General features: G+C 68.8%; 24 protein-coding genes. 8 read left to right on the top strand and 16 right to left on the bottom strand.

From position 1 onward, the window contains the following. Positions 1–50: 50 nt before the first annotated feature. The 4 genes from Tchl_RS03400 (at position 51) to Tchl_RS03385 (ending at position 2,762) form a co-directional block, all read left to right on the top strand. The gene (locus Tchl_RS03400; protein ID WP_075147153.1) at positions 51–902 is read left to right on the top strand and encodes a class I SAM-dependent methyltransferase; all 852 of its coding nucleotides are present in this window, start codon (positions 51–53) and stop codon (positions 900–902) included. A 93-nt stretch (positions 903–995) separates the two neighbouring features. Beyond that, positions 996–2,036, top strand: a complete 1,041-nt coding sequence (locus tag Tchl_RS03395; RefSeq protein ID WP_075147152.1) for a porin — start codon at positions 996–998, stop codon at positions 2,034–2,036. A 169-nt stretch (positions 2,037–2,205) separates the two neighbouring features. Beyond that, on the top strand, positions 2,206–2,442 hold the full coding sequence (locus tag Tchl_RS03390) for an AbrB/MazE/SpoVT family DNA-binding domain-containing protein (RefSeq protein WP_075147151.1): 237 nt from the start codon (positions 2,206–2,208) through the stop codon (positions 2,440–2,442). Continuing rightward, positions 2,436–2,762: a type II toxin-antitoxin system PemK/MazF family toxin gene (locus tag Tchl_RS03385; RefSeq protein WP_075147150.1), complete on the top strand. Its 327-nt coding sequence runs from the start codon at positions 2,436–2,438 to the stop codon at positions 2,760–2,762. The genes Tchl_RS03390 and Tchl_RS03385 overlap by 7 nt, the downstream gene beginning before the upstream one ends. A gap of 74 nt (positions 2,763–2,836) precedes the next feature. On the opposite strand, the gene Tchl_RS03380 is transcribed toward Tchl_RS03385, so the two are convergent. The 4 genes from Tchl_RS03380 to Tchl_RS03365 form a co-directional block, all read right to left on the bottom strand. Further along, positions 2,837–3,358, bottom strand: coding sequence for a peroxiredoxin family protein (locus Tchl_RS03380; protein WP_075147149.1), 522 nt, complete (start codon positions 3,356–3,358; stop codon positions 2,837–2,839). A gap of 241 nt (positions 3,359–3,599) precedes the next feature. Further along, entirely contained in the window at positions 3,600–4,013 is a 414-nt protein-coding gene (locus tag Tchl_RS03375) for a hypothetical protein (RefSeq protein ID WP_075147148.1), read from the bottom strand. 304 nt (positions 4,014–4,317) lie between these two features. Further along, positions 4,318–4,731, bottom strand: coding sequence for a type II toxin-antitoxin system HicB family antitoxin (locus Tchl_RS03370; protein ID WP_075147147.1), 414 nt, complete (start codon positions 4,729–4,731; stop codon positions 4,318–4,320). A 202-nt stretch (positions 4,732–4,933) separates the two neighbouring features. Continuing rightward, entirely contained in the window at positions 4,934–6,001 is a 1,068-nt protein-coding gene (locus tag Tchl_RS03365) for a porin (protein WP_075147146.1), read from the bottom strand. Positions 6,002–6,272: 271 nt separating this feature from the next. Between Tchl_RS03365 and rpoH the strand changes: the two genes are divergently transcribed. Beyond that, complete coding sequence (gene rpoH, locus Tchl_RS03360; RefSeq protein WP_075147145.1) at positions 6,273–7,124, top strand: RNA polymerase sigma factor RpoH; 852 nt, start codon at positions 6,273–6,275, stop codon at positions 7,122–7,124. Positions 7,125–7,180: 56 nt separating this feature from the next. Here the strand turns inward: rpoH and Tchl_RS03355 are convergent, their stop codons facing one another. From Tchl_RS03355 to coxB, 11 genes are all read right to left on the bottom strand, one after another. Beyond that, entirely contained in the window at positions 7,181–7,825 is a 645-nt protein-coding gene (locus Tchl_RS03355) for an SCO family protein (protein ID WP_075147144.1), read from the bottom strand. A gap of 148 nt (positions 7,826–7,973) precedes the next feature. Continuing rightward, entirely contained in the window at positions 7,974–8,870 is an 897-nt protein-coding gene (locus tag Tchl_RS03350) for a heme o synthase (RefSeq protein ID WP_075147143.1), read from the bottom strand. After that, entirely contained in the window at positions 8,867–9,958 is a 1,092-nt protein-coding gene (locus Tchl_RS03345) for a COX15/CtaA family protein (protein WP_075147142.1), read from the bottom strand. Before Tchl_RS03345 ends, Tchl_RS03350 begins: the two co-directional genes overlap by 4 nt. 92 nt (positions 9,959–10,050) lie before the next feature. Next, positions 10,051–10,773: a hypothetical protein gene (locus tag Tchl_RS03340; RefSeq protein WP_198158980.1), complete on the bottom strand. Its 723-nt coding sequence runs from the start codon at positions 10,771–10,773 to the stop codon at positions 10,051–10,053. Continuing rightward, a complete protein-coding gene (locus Tchl_RS03335) occupies positions 10,739–11,575 on the bottom strand; it encodes an SURF1 family protein (RefSeq protein ID WP_075147141.1) in 837 nt (278 codons plus the stop codon). Before Tchl_RS03335 ends, Tchl_RS03340 begins: the two co-directional genes overlap by 35 nt. Positions 11,576–11,687: 112 nt before the next feature. Next, the gene (locus Tchl_RS03330; RefSeq protein ID WP_075147140.1) at positions 11,688–12,563 is read right to left on the bottom strand and encodes a cytochrome c oxidase subunit 3; all 876 of its coding nucleotides are present in this window, start codon (positions 12,561–12,563) and stop codon (positions 11,688–11,690) included. A gap of 68 nt (positions 12,564–12,631) precedes the next feature. Then, complete coding sequence (locus tag Tchl_RS03325) at positions 12,632–12,859, bottom strand: DUF2970 domain-containing protein (protein WP_075147139.1); 228 nt, start codon at positions 12,857–12,859, stop codon at positions 12,632–12,634. Next, the gene (locus tag Tchl_RS03320) at positions 12,856–13,449 is read right to left on the bottom strand and encodes a cytochrome c oxidase assembly protein (RefSeq protein ID WP_075147138.1); all 594 of its coding nucleotides are present in this window, start codon (positions 13,447–13,449) and stop codon (positions 12,856–12,858) included. The genes Tchl_RS03325 and Tchl_RS03320 overlap by 4 nt, the downstream gene beginning before the upstream one ends. Continuing rightward, the gene (locus tag Tchl_RS18090) at positions 13,446–13,559 is read right to left on the bottom strand and encodes a cytochrome oxidase small assembly protein (RefSeq protein ID WP_232311646.1); all 114 of its coding nucleotides are present in this window, start codon (positions 13,557–13,559) and stop codon (positions 13,446–13,448) included. The genes Tchl_RS03320 and Tchl_RS18090 overlap by 4 nt, the downstream gene beginning before the upstream one ends. Before the next feature lie 5 nt (positions 13,560–13,564). Beyond that, on the bottom strand, positions 13,565–15,085 hold the full coding sequence (ctaD, locus tag Tchl_RS03315; RefSeq protein ID WP_103893825.1) for a cytochrome c oxidase subunit I: 1,521 nt from the start codon (positions 15,083–15,085) through the stop codon (positions 13,565–13,567). Between the two features lie 149 nt (positions 15,086–15,234). Continuing rightward, positions 15,235–16,065: a cytochrome c oxidase subunit II gene (gene coxB, locus Tchl_RS03310; RefSeq protein WP_075147136.1), complete on the bottom strand. Its 831-nt coding sequence runs from the start codon at positions 16,063–16,065 to the stop codon at positions 15,235–15,237. Between the two features lie 376 nt (positions 16,066–16,441). Between coxB and Tchl_RS18255 the strand changes: the two genes are divergently transcribed. From Tchl_RS18255 to recQ, 3 genes are all read left to right on the top strand, one after another. Further along, positions 16,442–16,882 (top strand): Na/Pi symporter, encoded by a 441-nt coding sequence (locus tag Tchl_RS18255; RefSeq protein WP_268810520.1) that lies wholly within the window; start codon positions 16,442–16,444, stop codon positions 16,880–16,882. After that, positions 16,804–18,039, top strand: a complete 1,236-nt coding sequence (locus Tchl_RS03305; protein ID WP_268810521.1) for a Na/Pi symporter — start codon at positions 16,804–16,806, stop codon at positions 18,037–18,039. Before Tchl_RS18255 ends, Tchl_RS03305 begins: the two co-directional genes overlap by 79 nt. Positions 18,040–18,159: 120 nt before the next feature. Continuing rightward, the gene (gene recQ, locus Tchl_RS03300; protein ID WP_232311645.1) at positions 18,160–20,007 is read left to right on the top strand and encodes a DNA helicase RecQ; all 1,848 of its coding nucleotides are present in this window, start codon (positions 18,160–18,162) and stop codon (positions 20,005–20,007) included. 61 nt (positions 20,008–20,068) lie between these two features. Here the strand turns inward: recQ and Tchl_RS03295 are convergent, their stop codons facing one another. Continuing rightward, entirely contained in the window at positions 20,069–20,419 is a 351-nt protein-coding gene (locus Tchl_RS03295; protein WP_075147134.1) for an FKBP-type peptidyl-prolyl cis-trans isomerase, read from the bottom strand. Between the last annotated feature and the right edge of the window lie 33 nt (positions 20,420–20,452).

Here is a 20,452-nt window from a genome sequence, read left to right as displayed (position 1 = left end):
CGCGCCATTCCATCGTTTCCGAACAACCTTCCAGACCCCCGCGCCCACCCATGACCACGCCGCCCACCGCCCCACTCGCCGCCCACCCCGAAATCCGCCCCGGGCAGTCGATCGAGCTCCTCAAGCAGCTTCACATCCTGACCCGCGACGGCAAGCTCAACCAGGACAGCCGGCGCAAGCTCAAGCAGGTCTATCACCTCTACCAGTTCATCGAGCCACTGCTCGCCGAGGCGCTCGCCGCCCGCCCCGAGATCGAGCTCGTCGACCACGGCGCGGGCAAGTCCTACCTCGGCTTCATTCTCTACGACCTGTTCTTCAAGCAGCACGCGCCCGCCGGACGCATCCACGGCATCGAGACCCGCGACGAGCTGGTGATGAGCTCGCGCCGGCTCGCCGACAAGCTCGGCTTTTCCGCCCGGATGCGCTTTCACAACCTGAGCGTGGCCGACTCGATCACGTCGGCGCGCCTGCCCGCGCGCATCGACCTCGTCACCGCGCTCCACGCCTGCGACACCGCCACCGACGACGCAATCCGCTTCGCCCTCGAAAAGGAGGCCCGCTTCATCGTCCTGGTGCCGTGCTGCCAGGCCGAAGTCGCCGCCGTGCTGCGCAAGCACAAGGCGCAGGCGCTCAGGCACAGCCTCGCCGAGCTGTGGCGCCACCCGCTGCACACGCGCGAGTTCGGCAGCCACCTCACCAACGTGCTGCGCTGCCTGCAGCTCGAAGCGCACGGCTACCAGGTCAGCGTCACCGAGCTGGTGGGCTGGGAGCATTCGATGAAGAACGAGCTGATCATCGCCCGCCGCCACGACCAGCCCGGCCGCCGCGCCGCCGAACGGCTCGCCGAGCTGCTCGCCACGCTCGGGCTGGAAGAGCTGGAAACGCGCTTTTTCAAACCCTGAGCAAGGCCGGCCCCGGCTGTAGCACCCATGTAACACCGTGTTGCGAAACTGCCCTTCCTGATTTCATCCCTTTCATCCGGTCAAGGAGAAACCATGAAGGCCAAGTTCATCGCCCTGGCGCTCGCGGGCGCCGTGTCCACGCCGCTGCTGGCGCAGTCCAATGTCACCGTGTATGGCGTCGCCGACACTTACTTCGGCTACGGCAAGTACGACGACAACAAATTCACCGGGGTCAACAGCAGCGGCCTGTCGGGCGCGCGCCTCGGTTTCAAGGGCAGCGAAGACCTCGGCAACGGCCTGAAGGCGCTGTTCACCCTCGAATACACCCTGAGCCTGGACAAGAACGAAGGTGTCGGCACCGGCGGTGCACGTCAGCAGTTCGTCGCCCTGCAAGGCGGCTTCGGCTTTCTCGGCCTCGGCCGCCAGTACGCGCCCGGCTACTTCGTGAACAAGTACGACGCCACCGCCGGCTCAAGCGCACTCAGCCCGCAGATCCAGCTCGCCAAGGCGGCCAAGGCGACGATCGATGCCGGCAGCGGCTCGCGCTTCGACAACGCGATCAACTACAAGTCACCCAGCTTCGGCGGCCTCAGCGTCAACGCCATCTACAGCTTCAACGAGACCAACCAGGACGACGACCGCCGCAGCAACGACAAGCTCGGCCTCGGCCTCGAATACAAGAACGGCCCCCTCGCCGCCGGCCTGACCTTCCAGCAGATCGAAGGCGGCGACGACCGCGATGACCAGAAGGAATGGATGCTCGGCGCCGCCTACGACTTCGGCGTGGCGACCGTGCTCGGCTCCTACCAGCAGGTGAAGGACGTCATCGGCAAGGCCGGCAACACCGACAAGATCGTCCAGATCGGCGCCGTCGTCCCCGCCGGCAGCGGCAAGGTCCATGTCGCCTGGGGCAAGCTCGACGCCGACCAGGGCAGTGACTACGACGTCAAGTCCTGGGTGCTCGCCTACACCTATCCGATGTCCAAGCGCACCACGCTGTACACCGGCTTCCTGCGCAACGACAACGGCAGCCTGACCAAGCAGACCAACCTCGCCAGCAACAAGATCGACGGCGCCGATGTCTTCGGCGAAGACAGCGACAATTTCGTCGTCGGCGTGCGCCACACCTTCTGAGCCCGCTCGCGGCCACATCGAACGGGCGCCTGGGCGCCCGTTTTTTTCGGGGAGGAGGGACGGCAGGAGAAAGCCGTGCTCCATCCCCGTACTCCCCAGCCGAGCGTAGACGTTGCGCTCTCCGGCGCGATCGGATGTAATAACGTTGTTATTACTCCTGGAGACAGTCATGCGCACAACGCTGCGAAAGATCGGAAACTCGCGCGGGGTGCTGCTCCCGGCCGCAGTGCTGGCCGAATGCGGCATCACTGACGAGATCGATCTGCGCCTGGAAGGCACCCGGATCATCATCGAACCTGCCAAGCCGTCGCGCCAGGGCTGGTTCGACGGCTACCGCGCCGAGGACGACGTGGATGCGTGGCAAGGACTGCCACCCGAGGCCGACAGCGGGGACTGGGCATGGTAAAGAACCCGGCGCCAGTCCGGCGCGGCGAGGTCTACTGGGTCAACCTCGACCCCACCGTCGGAACCGAGATCAAGAAGACACGGCCGGCACTGGTGGTGTCGCCCGACGACATGAACGCAGCTCTGCCACGTGTGATCGTGGCCCCCATCACCAGCAAGGGGCAGGCGCTGGGTTGTCGGCCGGATCTCACCCTCAATGGCAAGCCGGCACGCGTGCTGCTGGATCAGATCCGCTGCGTGGACAAGCTGCGCCTTGCTGGCAAACTGGGCGAGATCGAGCCCGGCCTCTGGCACGGCGTACTGCTGCAGATGCTGGAGTAGGCGACAAAACGGGCCCGAAGACCCGTTTCGATTTTCCAAGCTGTCGGAAAATTTGACCGACTCCGCCGATTCCGCTATTTCCCCCGCAAGCCGAGCAGGAGTTCGAGCGCCTCGGGCTGATCCCAGTGGTACTCGCCGACGACTCGATGGCGCAACCGTCCCTGCGGGTCGAGCACATAGGTGGTGGGAAGGCCGTGGACCGACCACGCCTTCAGCATCGGCCGGTCGCCACCGAGGAGGACGGGAAACTGCACCGGAATCACGGAAAAGAACTGGCTGACCTGCTCGGGCCTGTCGTCGAAATTCACCGCCAGGATCAGCACATCGCGGTCGCGTATCTGCTCCCACGCGCGCTGCATGGCCGGCATTTCCTTGCGGCACGGGGCGCACCACACCGACCAGAAATTCACCACCACGACCTTGCCCCGGTAAGCGGACAGGCGGTGGCGCTTGCCTTCGGTGTCGCTGAGTTCGAACTCCGGCGCCTGTGGCATCCCCTCCACTTCGACCAGGCTGCCCAGAGCCCCGTCCGCGACCGCGGCCTGCGCCGCACGCACCGGAGCGGCAGCGATGGCCAGCAGCAACGCGGCCCCCATCGCAAGCACGCGCCCCCCCGCGGGCCGATGCCGCCCGAACCAGCGGCCTCCGAAAATTGATGATATCGACATAGATCCATCCTCCCCGCTGGCGCCGACGGAAGAGGCGCGCTGCGGGTCACGGCTTCGATACGCGCCGTCCGCCCGCGCAGCCCTGCTGCCTGCCTCGACAAGGCGGGCGCACGGTCGCGCGGGCGGACGGCGGATAACGCTCGACCCCTGGCGGTGCCGAGCTCAAGGCTTATGGGGTTGCGTACAGGCTCTTATACAGCTCATCGGCCAGTTCCTGCTGCATCTTCTTCGACCAGACGGTCTTGCCCCCGACTTGCAGGGTATCCACGTCGACGGCCTTGTAGAACTTGTTCACCTTCCCTGTCACCGTCGCCTCCTGCAGCGCATAGCGTGCCTTCACGCCGCGATCGACGTTGGTCAGGGTGTAGTAGACCCCGTCGGCCTGCTGCAGCACGAAGTCGCGCTCGAGCGTCACCATTGCATCGACCTGATCGACCGGGCAGACAAAGCCCGATATCGCACACTGCAGGCCATTGATCTTGCCATTGATCGTCTCGGCGAACGCCGCTGGCGACACCAGCATCAAGGCCGTGAGCAAACCGGCCAGATACCTTGAAGTTTGTTTCCGAATCGCGGTGGACATGACTGCCTCCTTTTTCTTCAACTGTCCCAGGTGTGCTCAGACTGTGTCATCGCACACCGGTTGGTCGTGCCGAGGCAATGAAACCTTACATTCGGCTACCCGACCGCTTCGATTATAGGATCCGCTTTCGACGGGCGCTGAAGGGATCAGCCGCACGCGGGCGGAAGCGTCGGGGGCGGGGGCGCATCTGTCGCGCACCCGGCGATCGCGCTCGGGCTTGCCGCGCTTTACGCGCCTGGGCGCCGGTTTTTTTCAGGGGGGGACGGCAGGGGAAAGTCGTGTCCCGTAATCCCACCCGCCTGAATCAGGCGCGGCTTTCGCGCCTTCCCAGTCCTTCTGCGATCAGCGCCAGTACCAGCGTATTGAGCGACACGCCTTCGGCCCTGGCGCGTGTGGTGAGCTTGGCGTGGATGGATTTCGGCACGCGCGCGACGAACTTGCCGGATGCGCCCGGCGCGGCTGCATCGTCCGGGCTGAATGACGGTGCGGGAATGTCGCGCCCCATGTCGGCAAGTGCGGAAACCACGGCAATGAACGCATCGCGACCATTTTCGACCGCCTCGGCCTCGGTTTCGCCATCGGACATGCAGCCGGGAAGATCGGGAAAAGTAATCAGGTAGCCGCCACCGTCCTCCGCGGCAATCGGACTGATGATGTGCGCGTAAGCCTCGAACGGCCAGGGCGGAACGACACGGGGAATGCTGTCGACTTCGCTCATGCTTGCGACTCCTTCACTTTATCGACCAGCGCCACGAAGCGGCGCACATACACCGGCTTGATCGGTCGGTGTGCCGGGACGAGCAGAGCACCCACCTGAATCAGGACCCATCTGCAAATAGCGCCCTCCGGTTTCAGCCGCCGTAGACGAAAAAACGGGCCCGAAGGCCCGTTTTGATTTTCCAAGCTGTCGGAAAGACAGATCAGAAGGTGTGGTTCACACCGACCACGAAGCTGCTGGCGTTTTCGTCGGTGCCCTGGCCCGCGGTGCTGGCGAGGAGCGAGTGACGGGTCGCATCGTCGTTGCTGATGCGGGCGTAGCCGGTGTACAGAGTGGTGCGCTTCGACAGGCTGTGGAAGTAGTACACCGTCCAGCCATCGGCGTCGGTGTCGTCGGTGTCGTTGTCGGCGGAGGCATAGCTCAGGCGGACCGAGCCGGCAGCGCTCACCGGAACGATGGCGCCCAGCGCCCAGACGTTGTTGTCGTCACCATCGACGGTGGCGTCCTTGACGGTGTTGTACATACCGGTAACCTTGACGACCTTGAAGTCGTAGGACGCGCCGAGGAACCATTCCTTCTTGGTTTCGTCGGAGCCGGCGATCGCATAGCCAGCGGGGATCGCAGCGGCATCCTGCTTGACCTGGCTGTAGATCAGGCCGACCGACACCGGGCCGTTGTTGTACTGGGCGCCGATCTGGGCGAGGTCACCGGCGGTGCGGTTGTTGTCCTGGTTGACTTCGTTGAAGCCGTAGATGGCGTTCACGGTCAGACCGCCGAAGTCCGGCGAGATGTAGTTGATCGAGTTGTTGACGCGGGACGCGCTGCCGGCCTGGATGTTGGAGCCGTTGGCGCCGACAAACTTGTGGTAGGGGCTGAGCGGGACGATCGCCGAGGTATCGTACTTGGCGACGTAGAAGTAGCCCGGCGCATACTGACGGCCGGCACCGATGAAGCCGAAGCCGCCCTGCAGGCCGACGAACTGCTGGCGCGAACGCAGGCCGGTGGTGCCGACGCCTTCGTTCTTGTCGAGATCGATGCTGTATTCGAGGGTGAACAGCGCCTTCAGGCCGTTACCGAGGTCTTCGCTGCCCTTGAAACCCAGACGCGAACCGGCGATGCCGCCGCTCTCGATGCCGTTGAATTTGTTGTCGTCGTACTTGCCGAAACCGTAGTAAACGTCGGCGATACCATACACAGTCACGTTCGACTGGGCGAAGACCGGGGCCGAAACCAGGCCGGCGACGGCCAGCGCGATCAGTTTCTTCTGCATGTGTTTCTCCTCAAATTGAAGTTGAGACCCAGGCGTTCGCCTCGGCCCTACTCACCTCTCTGGCGAGAAGTTGCAACGATTCTGCAAACCACCCGCCGCCCTTGCAAGCTCGAGCGCACCGAAACGCCACATTCCGGGGATTCTTGTTGCAGCCGTGCAACAGAACGCCCGGGTAAGCGATGGTGCGGAACACCTCCCCCGGAACTCATCCCTCTCTTAGCACTCCCACGCCGCGAGTGCTAATATTTGCCCGAAAGGAGGAATCGAACCCATGTCCCAAGCCCTGACGTTTCCCGTTCCCGCCGCCGGCAGCCTGGACCAGTACATCCAGACCGTAAACCGGATGCCGATGCTCAGCGAGCAGCAGGAAGTGGAACTGGCGACGCGCTTGCGCGAAGAAGCCGATGTGGAAGCCGCACGCCAGCTGGTGATGTCGCACCTGCGCGTGGTCGTCGCGATCGCCCGCGGCTACCTGGGCTACGGCCTGCCCCACGCCGACCTGATCCAGGAAGGCAATGTCGGCCTGATGAAGGCGGTCAAGCGCTTCGACCCGACGCGCGGCGTGCGCCTGGTGTCGTTCGCGATCCACTGGATCAAGGCCGAGATCCACGAATACATCCTCAAGAACTGGCGCCTGGTGAAGATCGCCACCACCAAGGCCCAGCGCAAGCTGTTCTTCAACCTGCGCAGCCTGAAGCGCGACAGCACCACGCTGAACCCCGGCGAAGTCGACGCCATCGCCACCCAGCTCGGGGTCAAGCCCGAAGAAGTGGTGGAGATGGAAACCCGCCTCGGCGGGCGCGACATCCCGCTCGATGCCGGCAGCGACGACGAGGACGAGCGCTTTGCCCCCATCGCCTACCTGCCCGACCCTCACGCCGAACCGTCCGAAGTGCTGGAGCAGGCCCAGCTCGCCCATCTGCAGGACCGCGGCCTGAAGAGCGCGCTGGCCGGGCTCGACGAGCGCAGCCGCGCCATCGTCCAGCGCCGCTGGCTCACCGAAGACGGCAGCGCCACCTTGCACGAGCTGGCGGCCGAATACGGCGTGTCGGCCGAGCGCATCCGACAGATCGAAGCCAAGGCGATGCAGAAGATGCGGGGCATGCTCGCCGCGGTGGCGTAACGCGGAGCGCTTCCCGCGCAGCCCCGAAGGCCGAAGGCCGGCGCCCGCTCCGGCGCCTACTTGCCGTCGAGCAGCGCCTGGATGTCGGCAACCACCGTTTCCGCGGTTTCGCCGTGGCGCAGGTACAGGCGCAGTCGGCCCTGGGGGTCGAAGACGTAGGTTCCGGCCGAGTGGTCGACGGTGTAATGGCCTTCGAGATCGCCGCTCTTGCGGTAGAACACGCGGAATTCCTTCGCCACCGCGGCGATTTCCTCGGCGCTGCCGGTGAGGCCGAGAAAGCGCGGATCAAACAGCGGCACGTATTCGGCGAGCAGCGCGGGGGTGTCGCGCTCGGGGTCGACGGTGACGAACACCACCTGCACGCGCTCGCCGTCGGCGCCGAGGCGGCCGACGACCTCGCTCATCCCCGACAGCGCGGTGGGGCAGACGTCCGGGCACTGGGTATAGCCGAAGAACAGGGTCACGACCTTGCCGCGGAAATCGGCCAGAGTGCGCACCTGGCCGTGATGATCGGTGAGGGTGAAACCCTTGCCGTAGTCGGCGCCGCTGATGTCGGTGCTGCGGAACACCGGTTCGGGCGGCGTGCAGGCGGCAAGCGCGCCGAGCGCGAGCAGCCCGAGCGCAGCCGCGCGCAGCCGGCGCAGAAGGCGCGGATAGAGGGTGGAGGTGGAGGCGGCGGTGGATGTAACGCTGAAACCCATGGCAGGACCTGTGCTATCGCGATTCGGCAATCGCTCGATGGTAGCCCTTTGCCGCCCCGGCCGGAACCCGCTGCGACACCGTGCCGCAGCCCTTGCCCTGCCATCCCTGCGGTGCCGCCCTTGCCGTGCCGCCCCCTTGCGCACGCACTCACCACCGCAGGTAGTGGTCGGCCAGCAGCGCGGCGAACAGCCCGAACAGGTAGGTGATCGAGAAGCGGAAGGTGCGCCGCGCGCGCGCATCACTGTAGCCGCGGTACAGCTGCCAGGCGCGGCGGATGAACTCCGCGCCCAGCGCCAGCGCCACCCCCAGGTAGAGCACGCCGCTCATCCGGGTGGCGAACGGCAGCAGGGTGACGCCGAACAGGATCAGCGTGTACAGCAGCACCGACAGCCGGGTGAACGCCGGCCCGTGGGTCACCGGTAGCATCGGCAGGCCGGCGCGGGCGTAGTCGGCGCTGCGGTACAGCGCCAGCGCCCAGAAGTGCGGCGGGGTCCACGCGAAGATGATCAGGAACAGCAGCAGCGCATCGGCCGGAACCTCCCCCGCCACCGCCGCCCAGCCGAGCACCGGCGGCATCGCCCCGGCCGCCCCGCCGATGACGATGTTCTGGGGCGTGCGCGGCTTCAGGAACGCCGTATACACCACCGCGTAGCCGACGAAGGTGGCCAGCGTCAGCCACATCGTCAGCGGATTGACCGCCTGGTGCAGCACCGTCAGGCCGCAGCCGCCGAGCACGCCGGCAAAGGCCAGCGCCTCGCCCGGCGCCAGCTCGCCACGCGGCAGCGGGCGGGCGCGGGTGCGCGTCATGCGGGCGTCGAGCTGCTGTTCGAGCAGGCAGTTCATCGCCGCCGCCGCCCCGGCGACGCAGGCGATGCCGACGGTGGCGGCGAACACGGTGAGCGCATCGGGCAGGCCCATGGGCACGGCGAGGAACATGCCGATCACCGCGCAGAACACGATCAGGGTATTCACCCGCGGCTTGGTCAGGGCGTAGAAGGCGCGCAGGCGGTTGGCGCGGGCGGCGTCCAGGGCGAAGCTCTTCATCCTCTTTTCTCCTCGATCGTCTGCGGCGCAGTGGCCCCACCCCGTGCCCCGGCGACCGGCAGCGGGCGCGGGGTGCCGAGGCGGAACACGATCCACACCATCACCCCGAGCAGCAGCGCCGCGCCGGCGTTGTGTGCGGCGGCCAGCGCCAGCGGCAGCGACAGCAGCACGTTGGCGATGCCCAGGCCGAGCTGCAGCGCGAGCACGGCGAGCAGCGCCGCGCCCAGGTCGACGGTGGCGCGGCGCCGGCACAGCGCCGCGCCGAGCACGGCGAGCGCCCCACCGGCGGCGAGCGCGCCGAGGCGGTGCGACCAGTGGATCGCGGTGAGTGCGGCGTTCGACAGCAGCTCGCCGTCGGCCGTCATCCCCAGCTCGCGGACGAGGTGAAAGGCGTTGGCGTAGTCCGCCGCGGGCGCGAAGCTGCCGTGGCAGGTGGGGAAATCGGCGCACGCAAGGGCGGCGTAGTTGGTGCTGGTCCAGCCCCCGAGGGCGATCTGGAGGACGAGCAGGACGAAGGCGAGGCAGGCCCCCGCACGCAGCCGCCCAAGCCGCCCCGATGCCCCCGCGCGGAACGATCGCGCCCCCGCGGGCGCAACGGTGCCGATCTGCAGCGCAGCGCCGGCGCGCAGCGTCAGCCACCCGAGCAGCGCCAGCGTCGTCAACCCGCCGAGCAGGTGGGCGGTGACGATCGCCGGCTTGAGCAGCAGGGTCACCGTCCATTTGCCCAGCAGGCCCTGGAACAGCACCACCCCGAGCAGGGCGAAGGCTACCGCAGGCGCGGCGCGCGGGCTGGCGCGCAGGCGCCAGGCGAGCGCGGCGACGACGACGAGCAGCAGGCCGAGGCCGGCGGCAAGATAGCGGTGGATCATCTCCTTCCACGCCTTGGGCAGGCTCACCGGACCGTCGGGTGCGGCGGCCTGGGCGTCGCGGATCGCCTCCGCGGCGTGCGCCGGACTGGGGGTGCCGTAACAGCCCGGCCAGTCCGGGCAGCCAAGGCCGGCATCGGCCAGGCGCACGTAGGCGCCGAAGACGACGACGACCAAGGTCAGCACCAGCGCCGCGAGCACCAGCCCGCGGTAGAGCGCCAAGGCGCCGCCGCCTTCTTGCGCAGGCGCAAGGGGCGGCGCCAGAGGCTGGACGACAGCAGGCGCACGGCACGGCGGCAAACCGGCGCCGGCGCTCACGGCCGCGCTCCCGGCGGGGTGCGCCCGAGGGCGGAATACTTGAGCAGGCGCTGCAGGTCGCGGCTCAGCGCCTGCGCCGCAGCGGTGCGTCCGGAGGTGTCGTCGAAGCGCATCATCCGCTGCCCGCGCGGATCGACCAGGTAGATCGTGCCCGGCGCCGCCGGTGCCAGCGCCTCCAGCCAGGCGGCATCGGCGCGGGCGAGGCGCAGCCCGTCGGCAGGCGAAGTCCCGGATGCGGTGCCGGACGCGGTGCCGGGCGAAGGTCCGGGCGAGGTGCCGGACACGGCGCTGAAGAGCGCCTCGGCGGCAGGCTCGCCGCCGTCGGTAATCAGCCACACCCGGCCGACGCGCGCCATCTCCCTGGCCTGGGCGAGGCGCGCCTGGCGCATCACGTAGAGCGCGCGAGTGCAGGCGGCGTCGCAGGCTGCGGGGGCGGCGAGGAGCAGCGTCCACCGCCCTTCGAGTTCGGCCCGCGCCAGCGCCGGCTGCCCGCCGGCGCCGTCGAGGACGGTGGCGGGCAGGGGCGCCGGTTCGAGCAGGGTGCCGTGGTTCACCCGCCCCTGCGGCGGCCACAGGTAGAACATCAGGTAGGACGCCACCACCGGCAGCACGCAGACCACGGCGAGCAGCAGCAGCGTGCGGCGCGCGCGGCGGCGCGCCGCGGGCGGCAGCGGGCGGAGCGGCTCAGCGTCCGGCAGCGGGAGGGTCGGGCTGGTCATGGCGTCTCCACAAGATCAGGCGCCGGGCGTAGCCGGCGGTCAGCACGGCGGCGAGCGCCGCCAGGGCATACCACTGGAAGGCGTAGCCGCGATGGCGTTCGATGCCGGCCGCGGGCAACGGCCAGTCGCGCACCAGGCCGTCGGCCGCGGCCGAAGTCTGCAACACGATCCACGGCGCGACGCATCCCGCCCCCGCCGGGGCGCCGGCGCACGGCGGCAGACCAACCCCGGGCTGGGCGCCGAGCCGCGCCGGGTCGAGCACCTGCCACCGCCGCCCGCCCGCGTCCGGCCCGCCCACCTCAGGTTCGTACACCTCCGTCCCCCCCCGGACCAGGGTGAAAGGCGAAGCCTCGGGCAGGTGCAGGCGCCCTTCCAGCACCGCGCGCCCGGCGGCGAGCGGTGCTTCGGGCAGCGCGCCACGGTCGGCTCCGGCCGCCACCCAGCCGCGATCGACCAGCACCACGCCCGAGCCGTCGGCCAGGCGCAGCGGCGTCAGCACGTGATAACCGGCACGCCCCTGGTGGGTGCGGTTGTCGAGGAAGACGGTGGCCGCAGCCAGCCATTCGCCTTCCAGCCGCAGGCGCTGCCCGGGGCGCAGGCCGGGGGCCGCGGGCGTGGCGGCGAGCGCCGCGTCGGCCGGGGCGCTGCGTAGCGGAGCCTGCGCGGCGGCATCGAGCGCGGCCTGCAGCGCGGCCTTGTCCTGCGCGCGCCGCAGCTGCCAGTTGCCGAGCGCGACGGTGAGCGCGACCACCGCCACGCCCGCCAGCAGGGGAAGGCCGTGGCGCAGCCAGGCCCGCCCCATGCCGCGCCCCACTGCCCTCTTCCCTCCCCGCCGTCCCGCCGGGCCCCCGGACGGCAGTCCGCGGACGCCCGGCGTCGACATCGATGTGCCCCGGTGCCCGATCACAAGCCGCTCACAACCAATACACGACGACGAACAGGATCAGCCACACGACATCGACGAAATGCCAGTACCAGGCCGCAGCCTCGAAACCGAAGTGGCGTGCGGGGCTGAAATGCCCGGCAAATGCGCGACACAGCATCACGATCAGCATCAGCACGCCGATCGTCACGTGCAGACCGTGAAAGCCGGTGAGCAGGTAGAAGGTGGCGCCGTAGATGCCGCTGTCCAGCCGTAGCCCGAGCTCGCGCCAGGCGTGGCCGTACTCGTAGGCCTGCAGGCCGATGAACAGCAGGCCGAGGGCGATGGTCAGCGCCAGCCCGAGCTTGAGCTGGCCGCGCCGCGCCTGCAGCAGGCCATGGTGCGCCCAGGTCAGGGTGGCGCCCGAGCTGAGCAGGATCAGGGTGTTGAGCGCGGGAATGCCCCAGGCCCCCACCGGTGTGAACGGGTCGGCGCCGCTGGGCGTGTACGGCCCGGCGGTGGGCCAGGCGCTGGTGAAGCCGGGCCACAGCAGGGCCTCGTTGGCACCCGCGGCGAGCCAGGGCACGGCGAGCACGCGGGCGTAGAACAGGGCGCCGAAGAAGGCGGCGAAGAACATCACTTCGGAGAAGATGAACCAGCCCATCGACCAGCGGAAGGAGCGCCCCACCCGCCGCCCGTAGAGGCCGGACTCGGATTCGCGCACGACCTGCCCGAACCAGCCGAACAGCATGTAGACGAGAACCGCAACGCCGCCGAAGAACAGCCACGGCCCGGACGCCACCCGGTTCAGCCACAGCGCCGCACCGGCGCCGAACAGCAGCAGCGCGAGCGCGCCGATGATCGGGTAGGTCGACGGCGCAGGAACGAAATAGCGCTCCGCCGAGTGCATGCTGGAAGCCTGGTTCATGATCTGCTCTCCGTTGCGTTCCCCGTTTCCCTGTCGGCCCCGCCAGCCTGTCCGCCCCGCCGCGCCGCCTACGCGGCTCCGGCACGCGCAAGCACCCACTGCACGATCGCCACCAGGCCGAGGACGAAGGCCAGCCCCACCAGCACCCCGGCCACGACCACCGCCCTGGGGTCGAGCTGCGCTGCGTCCTCATGCCAGGCGCGGCGCTTGCGGATGCCGACGAAGGACCACAGCACCGCACGCAGCGTCGCCCAGAACCCGGCGCGGCGCGGCGGCGGTGCCTCCCCGCCACTCATGTCGCCCCCGGCGCGTTCACCGCGGCGGAGGTGCTGCGCCCCTGCAGCATGAAGAAGGTATAGGACAGGGTGATCACCCCGATATCGTCCGGCAGCGCCGGATCGACGACAAACACCACCGGCATGGTCCGCACTTCGCCCGGCGCCAGGGTCTGCTGGGTGAAGCAGAAGCAGTCCATCTTGTTGAAGTAGCGCGCCGCCCGCTGCGGGCCGTAGCTCGGCACGGCCTGGCCGGTGACCGCCACCGCGCCGGGGTTCGACACTTCGTAGTCGACGTGCACCAGCTGCCCCGGATGGACCTCGATCGAGCGCTGCAATGGCTGGAAGCGCCACGGCAGGTCGTGCAGGTTGGCGTCGAACTGGACGAGGATGCGGCGCCCGGCATCGACCTGGGAATTTCCCGCCGCCGCGCGCGCGCCCTGCTCGGCCTCGGGGCGGAGGAAGTTGTTGATCCCGGTGACTTCGCAGATCTGTTCGTAGAACGGCACGAGCGCGAAGCCGAAGCCGAACATCACCACCGCCGACACCAGCAGGCGCAGCAGCAGGCGGCGGTTGTCGGCAGCGCGGCGATCGCGGGCGGGGGCGTTCATTGGCCGAAGACCTTGTACTTGAGGATGACGAGGACGAAGAAGGCGGCAGCCACCGCGGCGAGCATCAGCCCGGTGCGGCGGTTGGCGGTCCTGCGGTCGCTGGGGTGCATGATCTTCAGCGCACCAGCGGCGCGTCCTCGAAGGTGTGGTGGGGGGCGGGCGAGGGCACCGTCCATTCCAGGCCTTCGGCCCCTTCCCAGGCGCGGGCGGCGGCACGCTCGCCGCCGCGGATGCAGCGGATCACCACGGCGAGGAAGATCAGCTGCGACAGGCCGAAGCCGAAGGCGCCGATCGAGGCCAGCATGTTGAAGTCGGCGAACTGCAGCGCGTAGTCGGGAATGCGCCGCGGCATGCCGGCCAGGCCGAGGAAATGCATCGGGAAGAAGGTGATGTTGAAGAACACCATCGAGCACCAGAAGTGCAACCGCCCGAGGGTTTCATTCGGCATGTGGCCGGTCCATTTTGGCAGCCAGTAGTAGGCTCCGGCGAAGAGCGCGAACAGGCTGCCGGCGACGAGCACGTAGTGGAAGTGGGCGACCACGTAGTAGGTGTCCTGGACCTGGATGTCGATCGGCGCGATGGCGCAGATCAGCCCGGTGAAGCCGCCGATCGTGAACACGAAGATGAAGCCGGTGGCGAACAGCATCGGCGTCTCGAACGTCATCGCCCCGCGCCACATCGTCGCCACCCAGTTGAACACCTTCACCCCGGTGGGGACCGCGATCAGCATCGTCGCGTACATGAAGAACAGCTGGCCGGCGGCGGGCATGCCGGTGGCGAACATGTGGTGGGCCCACACCGCGAACGACAGGATCGCGATCGAGGCGGTGGCGTACACCATCGAGGCGTAGCCGAACAGCGGCTTCCTCGCGAAGGCGGGGATGATCTGGCTGATGATGCCGAACGCCGGCAGGATCATGATGTACACCTCGGGATGGCCGAAGAACCAGAAGATGTGCTGGTACATCACCGGGTCGCCGCCGCCGGCGGCGTTGAAGAAGTGGGTGCCGAAGTGGCGGTCGGTCAGGATCATGGTCACCGCCCCGGCCAGCACCGGCATCACCGCGATCAGCAGGTAGGCGGTGATGAGCCACGTCCAGCAGAACAGCGGCATTTTCATCAGGGTCATCCCGGGGGCGCGCATGTTGAGCACGGTGACGACGATGTTGATCGCGCCCATGATCGAGCTCACCCCCAGGATGTGGAGGGCGAAGATCGCCAGGTCCATCCCCATCCCCATCTGCACCGACAGCGGCGCGTACAGCGTCCACCCCGCGGCGGTGGCGCCGCCGGGGACGAAGAAGGACGCGAGCAGCAGGATCGCCGCCGGCGGCAGCAGCCAGAAGCTCCAGTTGTTCATGCGCGCGAAGGCCATGTCGGAGGCGCCGATCATCAGCGGGATCTGCCAGTTGGCGAAGCCGACGAAGGCCGGCATGATCGCGCCGAACACCATCACCAGGCCGTGCATGGTGGTGAGCTGGTTGAAGAACTCCGGCTGCACCACCTGCAGCCCGGGCTGGAACAGCTCGGCGCGGATCGTCAGCGCCATCACCCCGCCGGAGAGGAACATGACGAAGCTGAACACCAGGTACATCGTGCCGATGTCCTTGTGGTTGGTCGTCGTGATCCAGCGCATCAGGCCGCTGGGGCCGGCGTGAGGGGCGTGAGGGGCGTGAGGGGCGTGAGGGGCGTGAGGGGCGTGAGGGGCGTGCGGCAGGTCGTGCGGGGCGGCGGCCATGCGGAAATCCTCCTGTCGGATGGCGGCGGGGGCGGGCGGGGACGGATTCATCGCGGCGCCCGCGCCGCGTCCGCCAGCGCGCTCGGCACGGCGCGCTGCTCCCGCACCCAGGCGCGGTAACGCTCGGCCGACACCACGTGCACTTCGACCGGCATGAAGCCGTGGTCGCGTCCGCACAGCTCGGCACAGTTGCCACGGAACACGCCTTCCCGCTCGGCGCGGAACCAGGTGTCGCGGATGAAGCCGGGAATGGCGTCCTGCTTGACGCCGAAGGCCGGCACCCACCACGAATGGATGACGTCGTTGGCGGTCAGCAGGACGCGGATCTTCTTCCCGACCGGCACCACCAGCGGGTTGTCGACTTCCAGCAGATAGGTCTCGCCCTTGGGCGCGGCGCCCTCGATCTGGGCGCGCGGCGTAGCCAGGCTGGAAAGAAAGCGGATGCCTTCGCCCTCGCCCTGGAGGTAGTCGTAGCCCCACTTCCACTGGTAGCCGGTGGCCTTGATCGTGAGGTCGGGGTTGGAGGTGTCCTTCATCTCGATCACGGTCCTGGTCGCCGGCCACGCCATGCCGAGCAGGATCAGCACCGGCACGATCGTCCACGCGATCTCGACCGCGGTGTTCTCGTGGAAATTCGCCGCCACCGCGCCGCGCGACTTGCGGTGGCGGAACACCGCCCAGAACATCACGCCGAACACGCCGACGAAGATCAGCAGGCAGATCACCAGCATCAGGGTGTGGAGGTCGTGAATCTGCGCGGCGATCGACGTGACCGGCGCCGGGATGTTGTAGCGGGCGGGCAGATCCTGCGCGAGCGCCGGTGTCGCGGTCGCGGCCGTGATCGCGATCCAGCCTGCTGTGCGGCCTGCACATGTCATGGCATCACCCCCAAGTCCGCTTCGTTTTCGGCAGGTGCCAACGATGTTGCCATAGCGAAAAACATCGCCGCAACACGGTTTTTTGATAAAAGTCAATATCGTGCAGCGCACGATCTGCTAGCAGCCTCGAGCCGCAAGGCTTCGGCAGGGCGATTCGGGGTTTTCCCATGGGTTCGTTTGCTGCGCCGCAATATCCGTCTTTCCGGCTGCGCCACCGCCCCGCTCCACAATCGGCCGCGGCGGGATTACCCTTGTCGCACGCCACCCCTGGAGCCTTGCCCTGGACCCCGCCGCCCTCCCCCTTGCCGCTGTCGACGCCTTCGACGCCGCCGCCGCCCTCGCCGGGGGCATCGGCCTGTTCCTGATCGGCATGCACATGCTGACCGAAGGCCTCAAGCTCGCCGCCGGCCGCGCGCTCCCCGCCCTGCTCGAGCGCGGCACCGCGACCCCGGCGCGCGGCCTCGCCGCGGGCATGCTGATGACCGCGGCAGTGCAGTCATCGACCGCGGTGACGGTCGCCAGCATCGGCTTCGTCAACACCGGCCTGCTGTCGCTGAAGAACGCGATGTGGGTGATCTTCGGCTCCAACGTCGGCACCACGATGAACGCCTGGCTGGTGGCGGCGCTCGGCTTCAGCTTCAGGATCGACGCCTTCGCCCTGCCCTTCGTCGGCGTCGGCGCGGTGCTGATGCTGGCCGCGCGCAGCGTGCGCTGGGCCAGGCCCTGGCCGGCTTCGGCGTGCTGTTCCTCGGCATCGACGTGCTCAAGGACGCCTTCTCCGGCTTCGGCGCAACCATCAGCCTGCAGGACTACGTGATGCCGGGGGTGGCGGGCTGGCTGACCCTGGTCGCCATCGGCACCGTGCTGACGGTGCTGATGCAGGCCTCGGGCGCGGTGATCGCACTCATCATCACCGCCGCGCAGGGCGGGCTGATGTCGGTGGAGGCGGCCTGCGCGATGGTGATCGGCACCAACATCGGCACCACTTCGACCGCCATCCTGTCGGCGATCGGCGCCACCTCCAGCGCCCGCCGCCTGGCCGCCGCCCACGTCATGTTCAACCTCGTCACCGGCAGCGTCGCGCTGCTGATGCTGCCGCTGCTGATCGGCCTGCTCGGGCTGCTGCGCACATGGTTCGAGCAGCCGGCAACGCCCGCGGTGATGGTGGCGATGTTCCACACCGCGTTCAACCTCCTCGGCGTGCTGCTGATGGTGGCGCTGGCGGCGCCGATGCTGCGCTTGCTGTCGCGCCGGTTCCGCAGCCAGGAAGAGGAAATCGCCCGCCCCCGCCACCTCGACCCGCCTTCGCTGACCGTTCCCGACCTCGCCCTGCATGCGCTGCGCCAGGAACTGGGCCGTACCCAGTCCTTCACCACCACCGCGCTGACCGCCGCCGCCCGGGTTCCACCGGACGCGCCCTGGATCGAGCGCCAGGCATCGACCCTGGACGCCCTCGCCCCGGAGATCACCGCCTACATCGGCAAGCTCAGCGGCGCGACCCTGCCCGCGGCGCTGGTCGAAGCGCTCGCCCACAGCCTGCGCACGCTGCAATACCAGGAGAGCGCCGTCGCCGCCGTGCGCCAGGCCGGTAGCCTGGGCGCGACGCTGGGCGCGGCGCCCGGCGCTGCACTCGACGCCGCCGTCGCCACCTTCCGCCAGGCGGTGGCGGCGCTCGCCGCGAGCGCCGATGCGAGCCGCGGCGAATTCAGCGCCGCCGCGGTGGAAGTCCTGCTGGAAGAGGTCGAAGCGCACTACCAGGCGCTCAAGGAAGCGCTGCTGCTGCACGGCGCGCACGCCCGCATCGACATCGCCACCATGCAGGACTGGCTGCGCCTGGCCAGCCTGCAGCGGCGCGCCACCGAGCAGGTAGCCAAGGCCGCGCGCATGCTGGCGGTGCTCGACGGCGACCTGAGCCCGCAGCAGGCGGCACAGGCAAACGCCGTCGATGACGGCAATGGGCACCCCGAGAGCTGAGCGGGAATGGCCGAAATGCTTCGTCAGCAAGGCGGATGACATTTCCTGCGGCGCTGGCGGGCGCATTCGGCGGCCCCGGGAGCGGCCGGGATGCGCCGGGACAGCGCTAGAATGCGGTCCATGTTTGCCGACACCCCCTCCCCGCCGCCGGCCACCGGCGGCCGCGCCCAGCAAGTCCTCGCCCACGTTTTCGGCTATTCCGCCTTCCGCGGCGAGCAGCAGGCGATCGTCGAGCACGTCGCCGCCGGCAGCGACGCCCTGGTGCTGATGCCCACCGGCGGCGGCAAGTCGCTGTGCTATCAGATTCCGGCGCTGCTGCGCGAAGGCACCGCAATCGTGGTGTCGCCGCTGATCGCGCTGATGCAGGACCAGGTCAGCGCGCTGGTCGAAGCCGGGGTGCGGGCCGCGTTCCTCAATTCCAGCCAGGACGCCGACACCGCGCGCGCGGTCGAACGCGCAGCCTACGTGGGCGAGCTCGACCTCCTCTACGTCGCTCCCGAGCGCCTGATGACGCCGCGCTTCCTCGACCAGCTCGACCACCTGCGCGACACCGGCCGCCTGGCGCTGTTCGCGATCGACGAGGCACACTGCGTGTCGCAGTGGGGGCACGACTTCCGCCCCGAGTACCTGCAGCTATCGATCCTGCCCGAGCGCTATCCGGCGATTCCGCGCATCGCCCTCACCGCCACCGCCGACCGCCAGACGCGCGAGGAAATCGCCCGGCGCCTGAACCTCACCCACGCGCGCCGCTTCATCTCCAGCTTCGACCGCCCGAACATCCGCTACACCATCGTCGACAAGGACGACCCGCGCCGCCAGCTGCTCGCCTTCATCCGCGAGGAATGCCCGGGACAGGCCGGCATCGTCTATTGCCTGTCGCGGCGCAAGGTCGAGGAAACCGCGGCGTGGCTGTGCGAGCATGGGGTCAACGCCCTGCCCTACCACGCCGGCATGACGCAGGAGCTGCGCGCCGGGCACCAGACGCGCTTCCTGCGCGAGGACGGCCTGGTGATGGTGGCGACGATCGCCTTCGGCATGGGGATCGACAAGCCCGACGTGCGCTTCGTCGCCCATCTCGACCTGCCGCGCTCGATCGAAGGCTACTACCAGGAAACCGGCCGCGCCGGGCGCGACGGCCTGGCGGCGCAGGCGTGGATGGCGTGGGGCGCGCAGGACGTGGTCCAGCAGCGGCGGATGATCGACGAATCGGAGGCGAGCGAGGAATTCAAGCGCCTGGCGCGCAACCGCCTCGAGGTGCTGGTCGGCCTGGTCGAGGCCACGACCTGCCGCCGCCAGCACCTGCTCGCCTACTTCGGCGAGGACTCCGCCCCCTGCGGCAACTGCGACAACTGCCTCTCCCCGCCGCAGACCTGGGACGCCACCGAAGCCGCACGTAAGGCCTTGAGCTGCGTCTATCGCACCGGCCAGCGCTACGGCGCCGGCCACCTGATCGACGTGCTGCGCGGCGAACTGACCGACAAGGTGGTCGAGCGCGGCCACCAGGACATCACCACCTTCGGCATCGGCAGCGAACTCGACGAGAAGCGCTGGCGCACGGTGTTCCGCCAGCTGGTGGCGCGCGAGCTGGTCGCCGTCGACCACGAGCGCTACAACGCGCTGCGCCTGACCGACGCCGCCCGTCCGCTGCTGCGCGGCGAGACCGGGTTCCATCTGCGCCTGGAGCGCGAGCGCAGCCGTTCGCGCAGCCGGCGGCGCGCCGCTACCCCGATGGACATCCCGGGCGGCATTCCGACCACGCTCTTCGACCGCCTGCGGGCGTGGCGTGCGGCCACTGCGAAAGAGCGCAACGTGCCCGCCTACGTGGTGTTCCAGGACGCCACCTTGCGCGAGATCGCGATCGCCCGGCCACGCTCGCAGGGCGAACTGGCCGGGATCAGCGGCATCGGCGACCGCAAGCGCGAAGCCTACGGCGACGCGATCCTGGAGATCGTCGCCACAACCGGCTGAAGACGCCCACTGAAGACGCCCGCTGAACGCCCGCCGGGCAGGGCCGGACGGGCGGCGGGGCTTACAGCACCTTCAGCAGCTCGACTTCGAACACCAGAGTGGCGTTGGGCGGAATCACGCCGCCGGCGCCGCGGGTGCCGTAGCCCAGCTCGGGCGGAATGGTCAGCTTGCGCCGGCCGCCGACCTGCATGCCCTGCACGCCTTCGTCCCAGCCGCGGATGACGTGGCCGGCGCCGAGCGGGAAGTGGAAGGGGTCGTTACGGTCCTTGCTGGAGTCGAACTTGCGCCCGTCGGTGAGCCAGCCGGTGTAATGCACCGCGACCATCTTGCCTTTTTCCGCGGTGTCGCCGCTGCCGAGCTCGAGCTCTTCGATGACGAGGCCGCTGGCGGTGGTGGTGGTGGTCTGGGTCATGCCTGTTCTCCTGGGGGTGGTCGAGGGGGAGGA

This window comes from Thauera chlorobenzoica, from assembly GCF_001922305.1.
In the GTDB taxonomy this organism is placed as follows: domain Bacteria; phylum Pseudomonadota; class Gammaproteobacteria; order Burkholderiales; family Rhodocyclaceae; genus Thauera; species Thauera chlorobenzoica.
This window is presented reverse-complemented; position numbering and strand designations above follow the sequence as displayed.

Coding starts and splice junctions, on each gene's coding strand:
- Tchl_RS03325 (WP_075147139.1), bottom strand. CDS start 12,859: ATGAGTGGCGGGGAGGCACCGCCGCCGCGCCGCGCCGGGTTCTGGGCG.
- Tchl_RS03355 (WP_075147144.1), bottom strand. CDS start 7,825: ATGGGTTTCAGCGTTACATCCACCGCCGCCTCCACCTCCACCCTCTAT.
- Tchl_RS03385 (WP_075147150.1), top strand. CDS start 2,436: ATGGTAAAGAACCCGGCGCCAGTCCGGCGCGGCGAGGTCTACTGGGTC.
- Tchl_RS03330 (WP_075147140.1), bottom strand. CDS start 12,563: ATGAACCAGGCTTCCAGCATGCACTCGGCGGAGCGCTATTTCGTTCCT.
- Tchl_RS03340 (WP_198158980.1), bottom strand. CDS start 10,773: ATGACCAGCCCGACCCTCCCGCTGCCGGACGCTGAGCCGCTCCGCCCG.
- rpoH (WP_075147145.1), top strand. CDS start 6,273: ATGTCCCAAGCCCTGACGTTTCCCGTTCCCGCCGCCGGCAGCCTGGAC.
- Tchl_RS03380 (WP_075147149.1), bottom strand. CDS start 3,358: ATGGGGGCCGCGTTGCTGCTGGCCATCGCTGCCGCTCCGGTGCGTGCG.
- recQ (WP_232311645.1), top strand. CDS start 18,160: ATGTTTGCCGACACCCCCTCCCCGCCGCCGGCCACCGGCGGCCGCGCC.
- Tchl_RS03390 (WP_075147151.1), top strand. CDS start 2,206: ATGCGCACAACGCTGCGAAAGATCGGAAACTCGCGCGGGGTGCTGCTC.
- Tchl_RS03395 (WP_075147152.1), top strand. CDS start 996: ATGAAGGCCAAGTTCATCGCCCTGGCGCTCGCGGGCGCCGTGTCCACG.
- Tchl_RS03365 (WP_075147146.1), bottom strand. CDS start 6,001: ATGCAGAAGAAACTGATCGCGCTGGCCGTCGCCGGCCTGGTTTCGGCC.
- Tchl_RS03335 (WP_075147141.1), bottom strand. CDS start 11,575: ATGGGGCGGGCCTGGCTGCGCCACGGCCTTCCCCTGCTGGCGGGCGTG.
- Tchl_RS18255 (WP_268810520.1), top strand. CDS start 16,442: ATGCTGACCGAAGGCCTCAAGCTCGCCGCCGGCCGCGCGCTCCCCGCC.
- ctaD (WP_103893825.1), bottom strand. CDS start 15,085: ATGCGCTGGATCACGACGACCAACCACAAGGACATCGGCACGATGTAC.
- Tchl_RS18090 (WP_232311646.1), bottom strand. CDS start 13,559: ATGCACCCCAGCGACCGCAGGACCGCCAACCGCCGCACCGGGCTGATG.
- coxB (WP_075147136.1), bottom strand. CDS start 16,065: ATGACATGTGCAGGCCGCACAGCAGGCTGGATCGCGATCACGGCCGCG.
- Tchl_RS03295 (WP_075147134.1), bottom strand. CDS start 20,419: ATGACCCAGACCACCACCACCACCGCCAGCGGCCTCGTCATCGAAGAG.
- Tchl_RS03350 (WP_075147143.1), bottom strand. CDS start 8,870: ATGAAGAGCTTCGCCCTGGACGCCGCCCGCGCCAACCGCCTGCGCGCC.
- Tchl_RS03320 (WP_075147138.1), bottom strand. CDS start 13,449: ATGAACGCCCCCGCCCGCGATCGCCGCGCTGCCGACAACCGCCGCCTG.
- Tchl_RS03370 (WP_075147147.1), bottom strand. CDS start 4,731: ATGAGCGAAGTCGACAGCATTCCCCGTGTCGTTCCGCCCTGGCCGTTC.
- Tchl_RS03375 (WP_075147148.1), bottom strand. CDS start 4,013: ATGTCCACCGCGATTCGGAAACAAACTTCAAGGTATCTGGCCGGTTTG.
- Tchl_RS03400 (WP_075147153.1), top strand. CDS start 51: ATGACCACGCCGCCCACCGCCCCACTCGCCGCCCACCCCGAAATCCGC.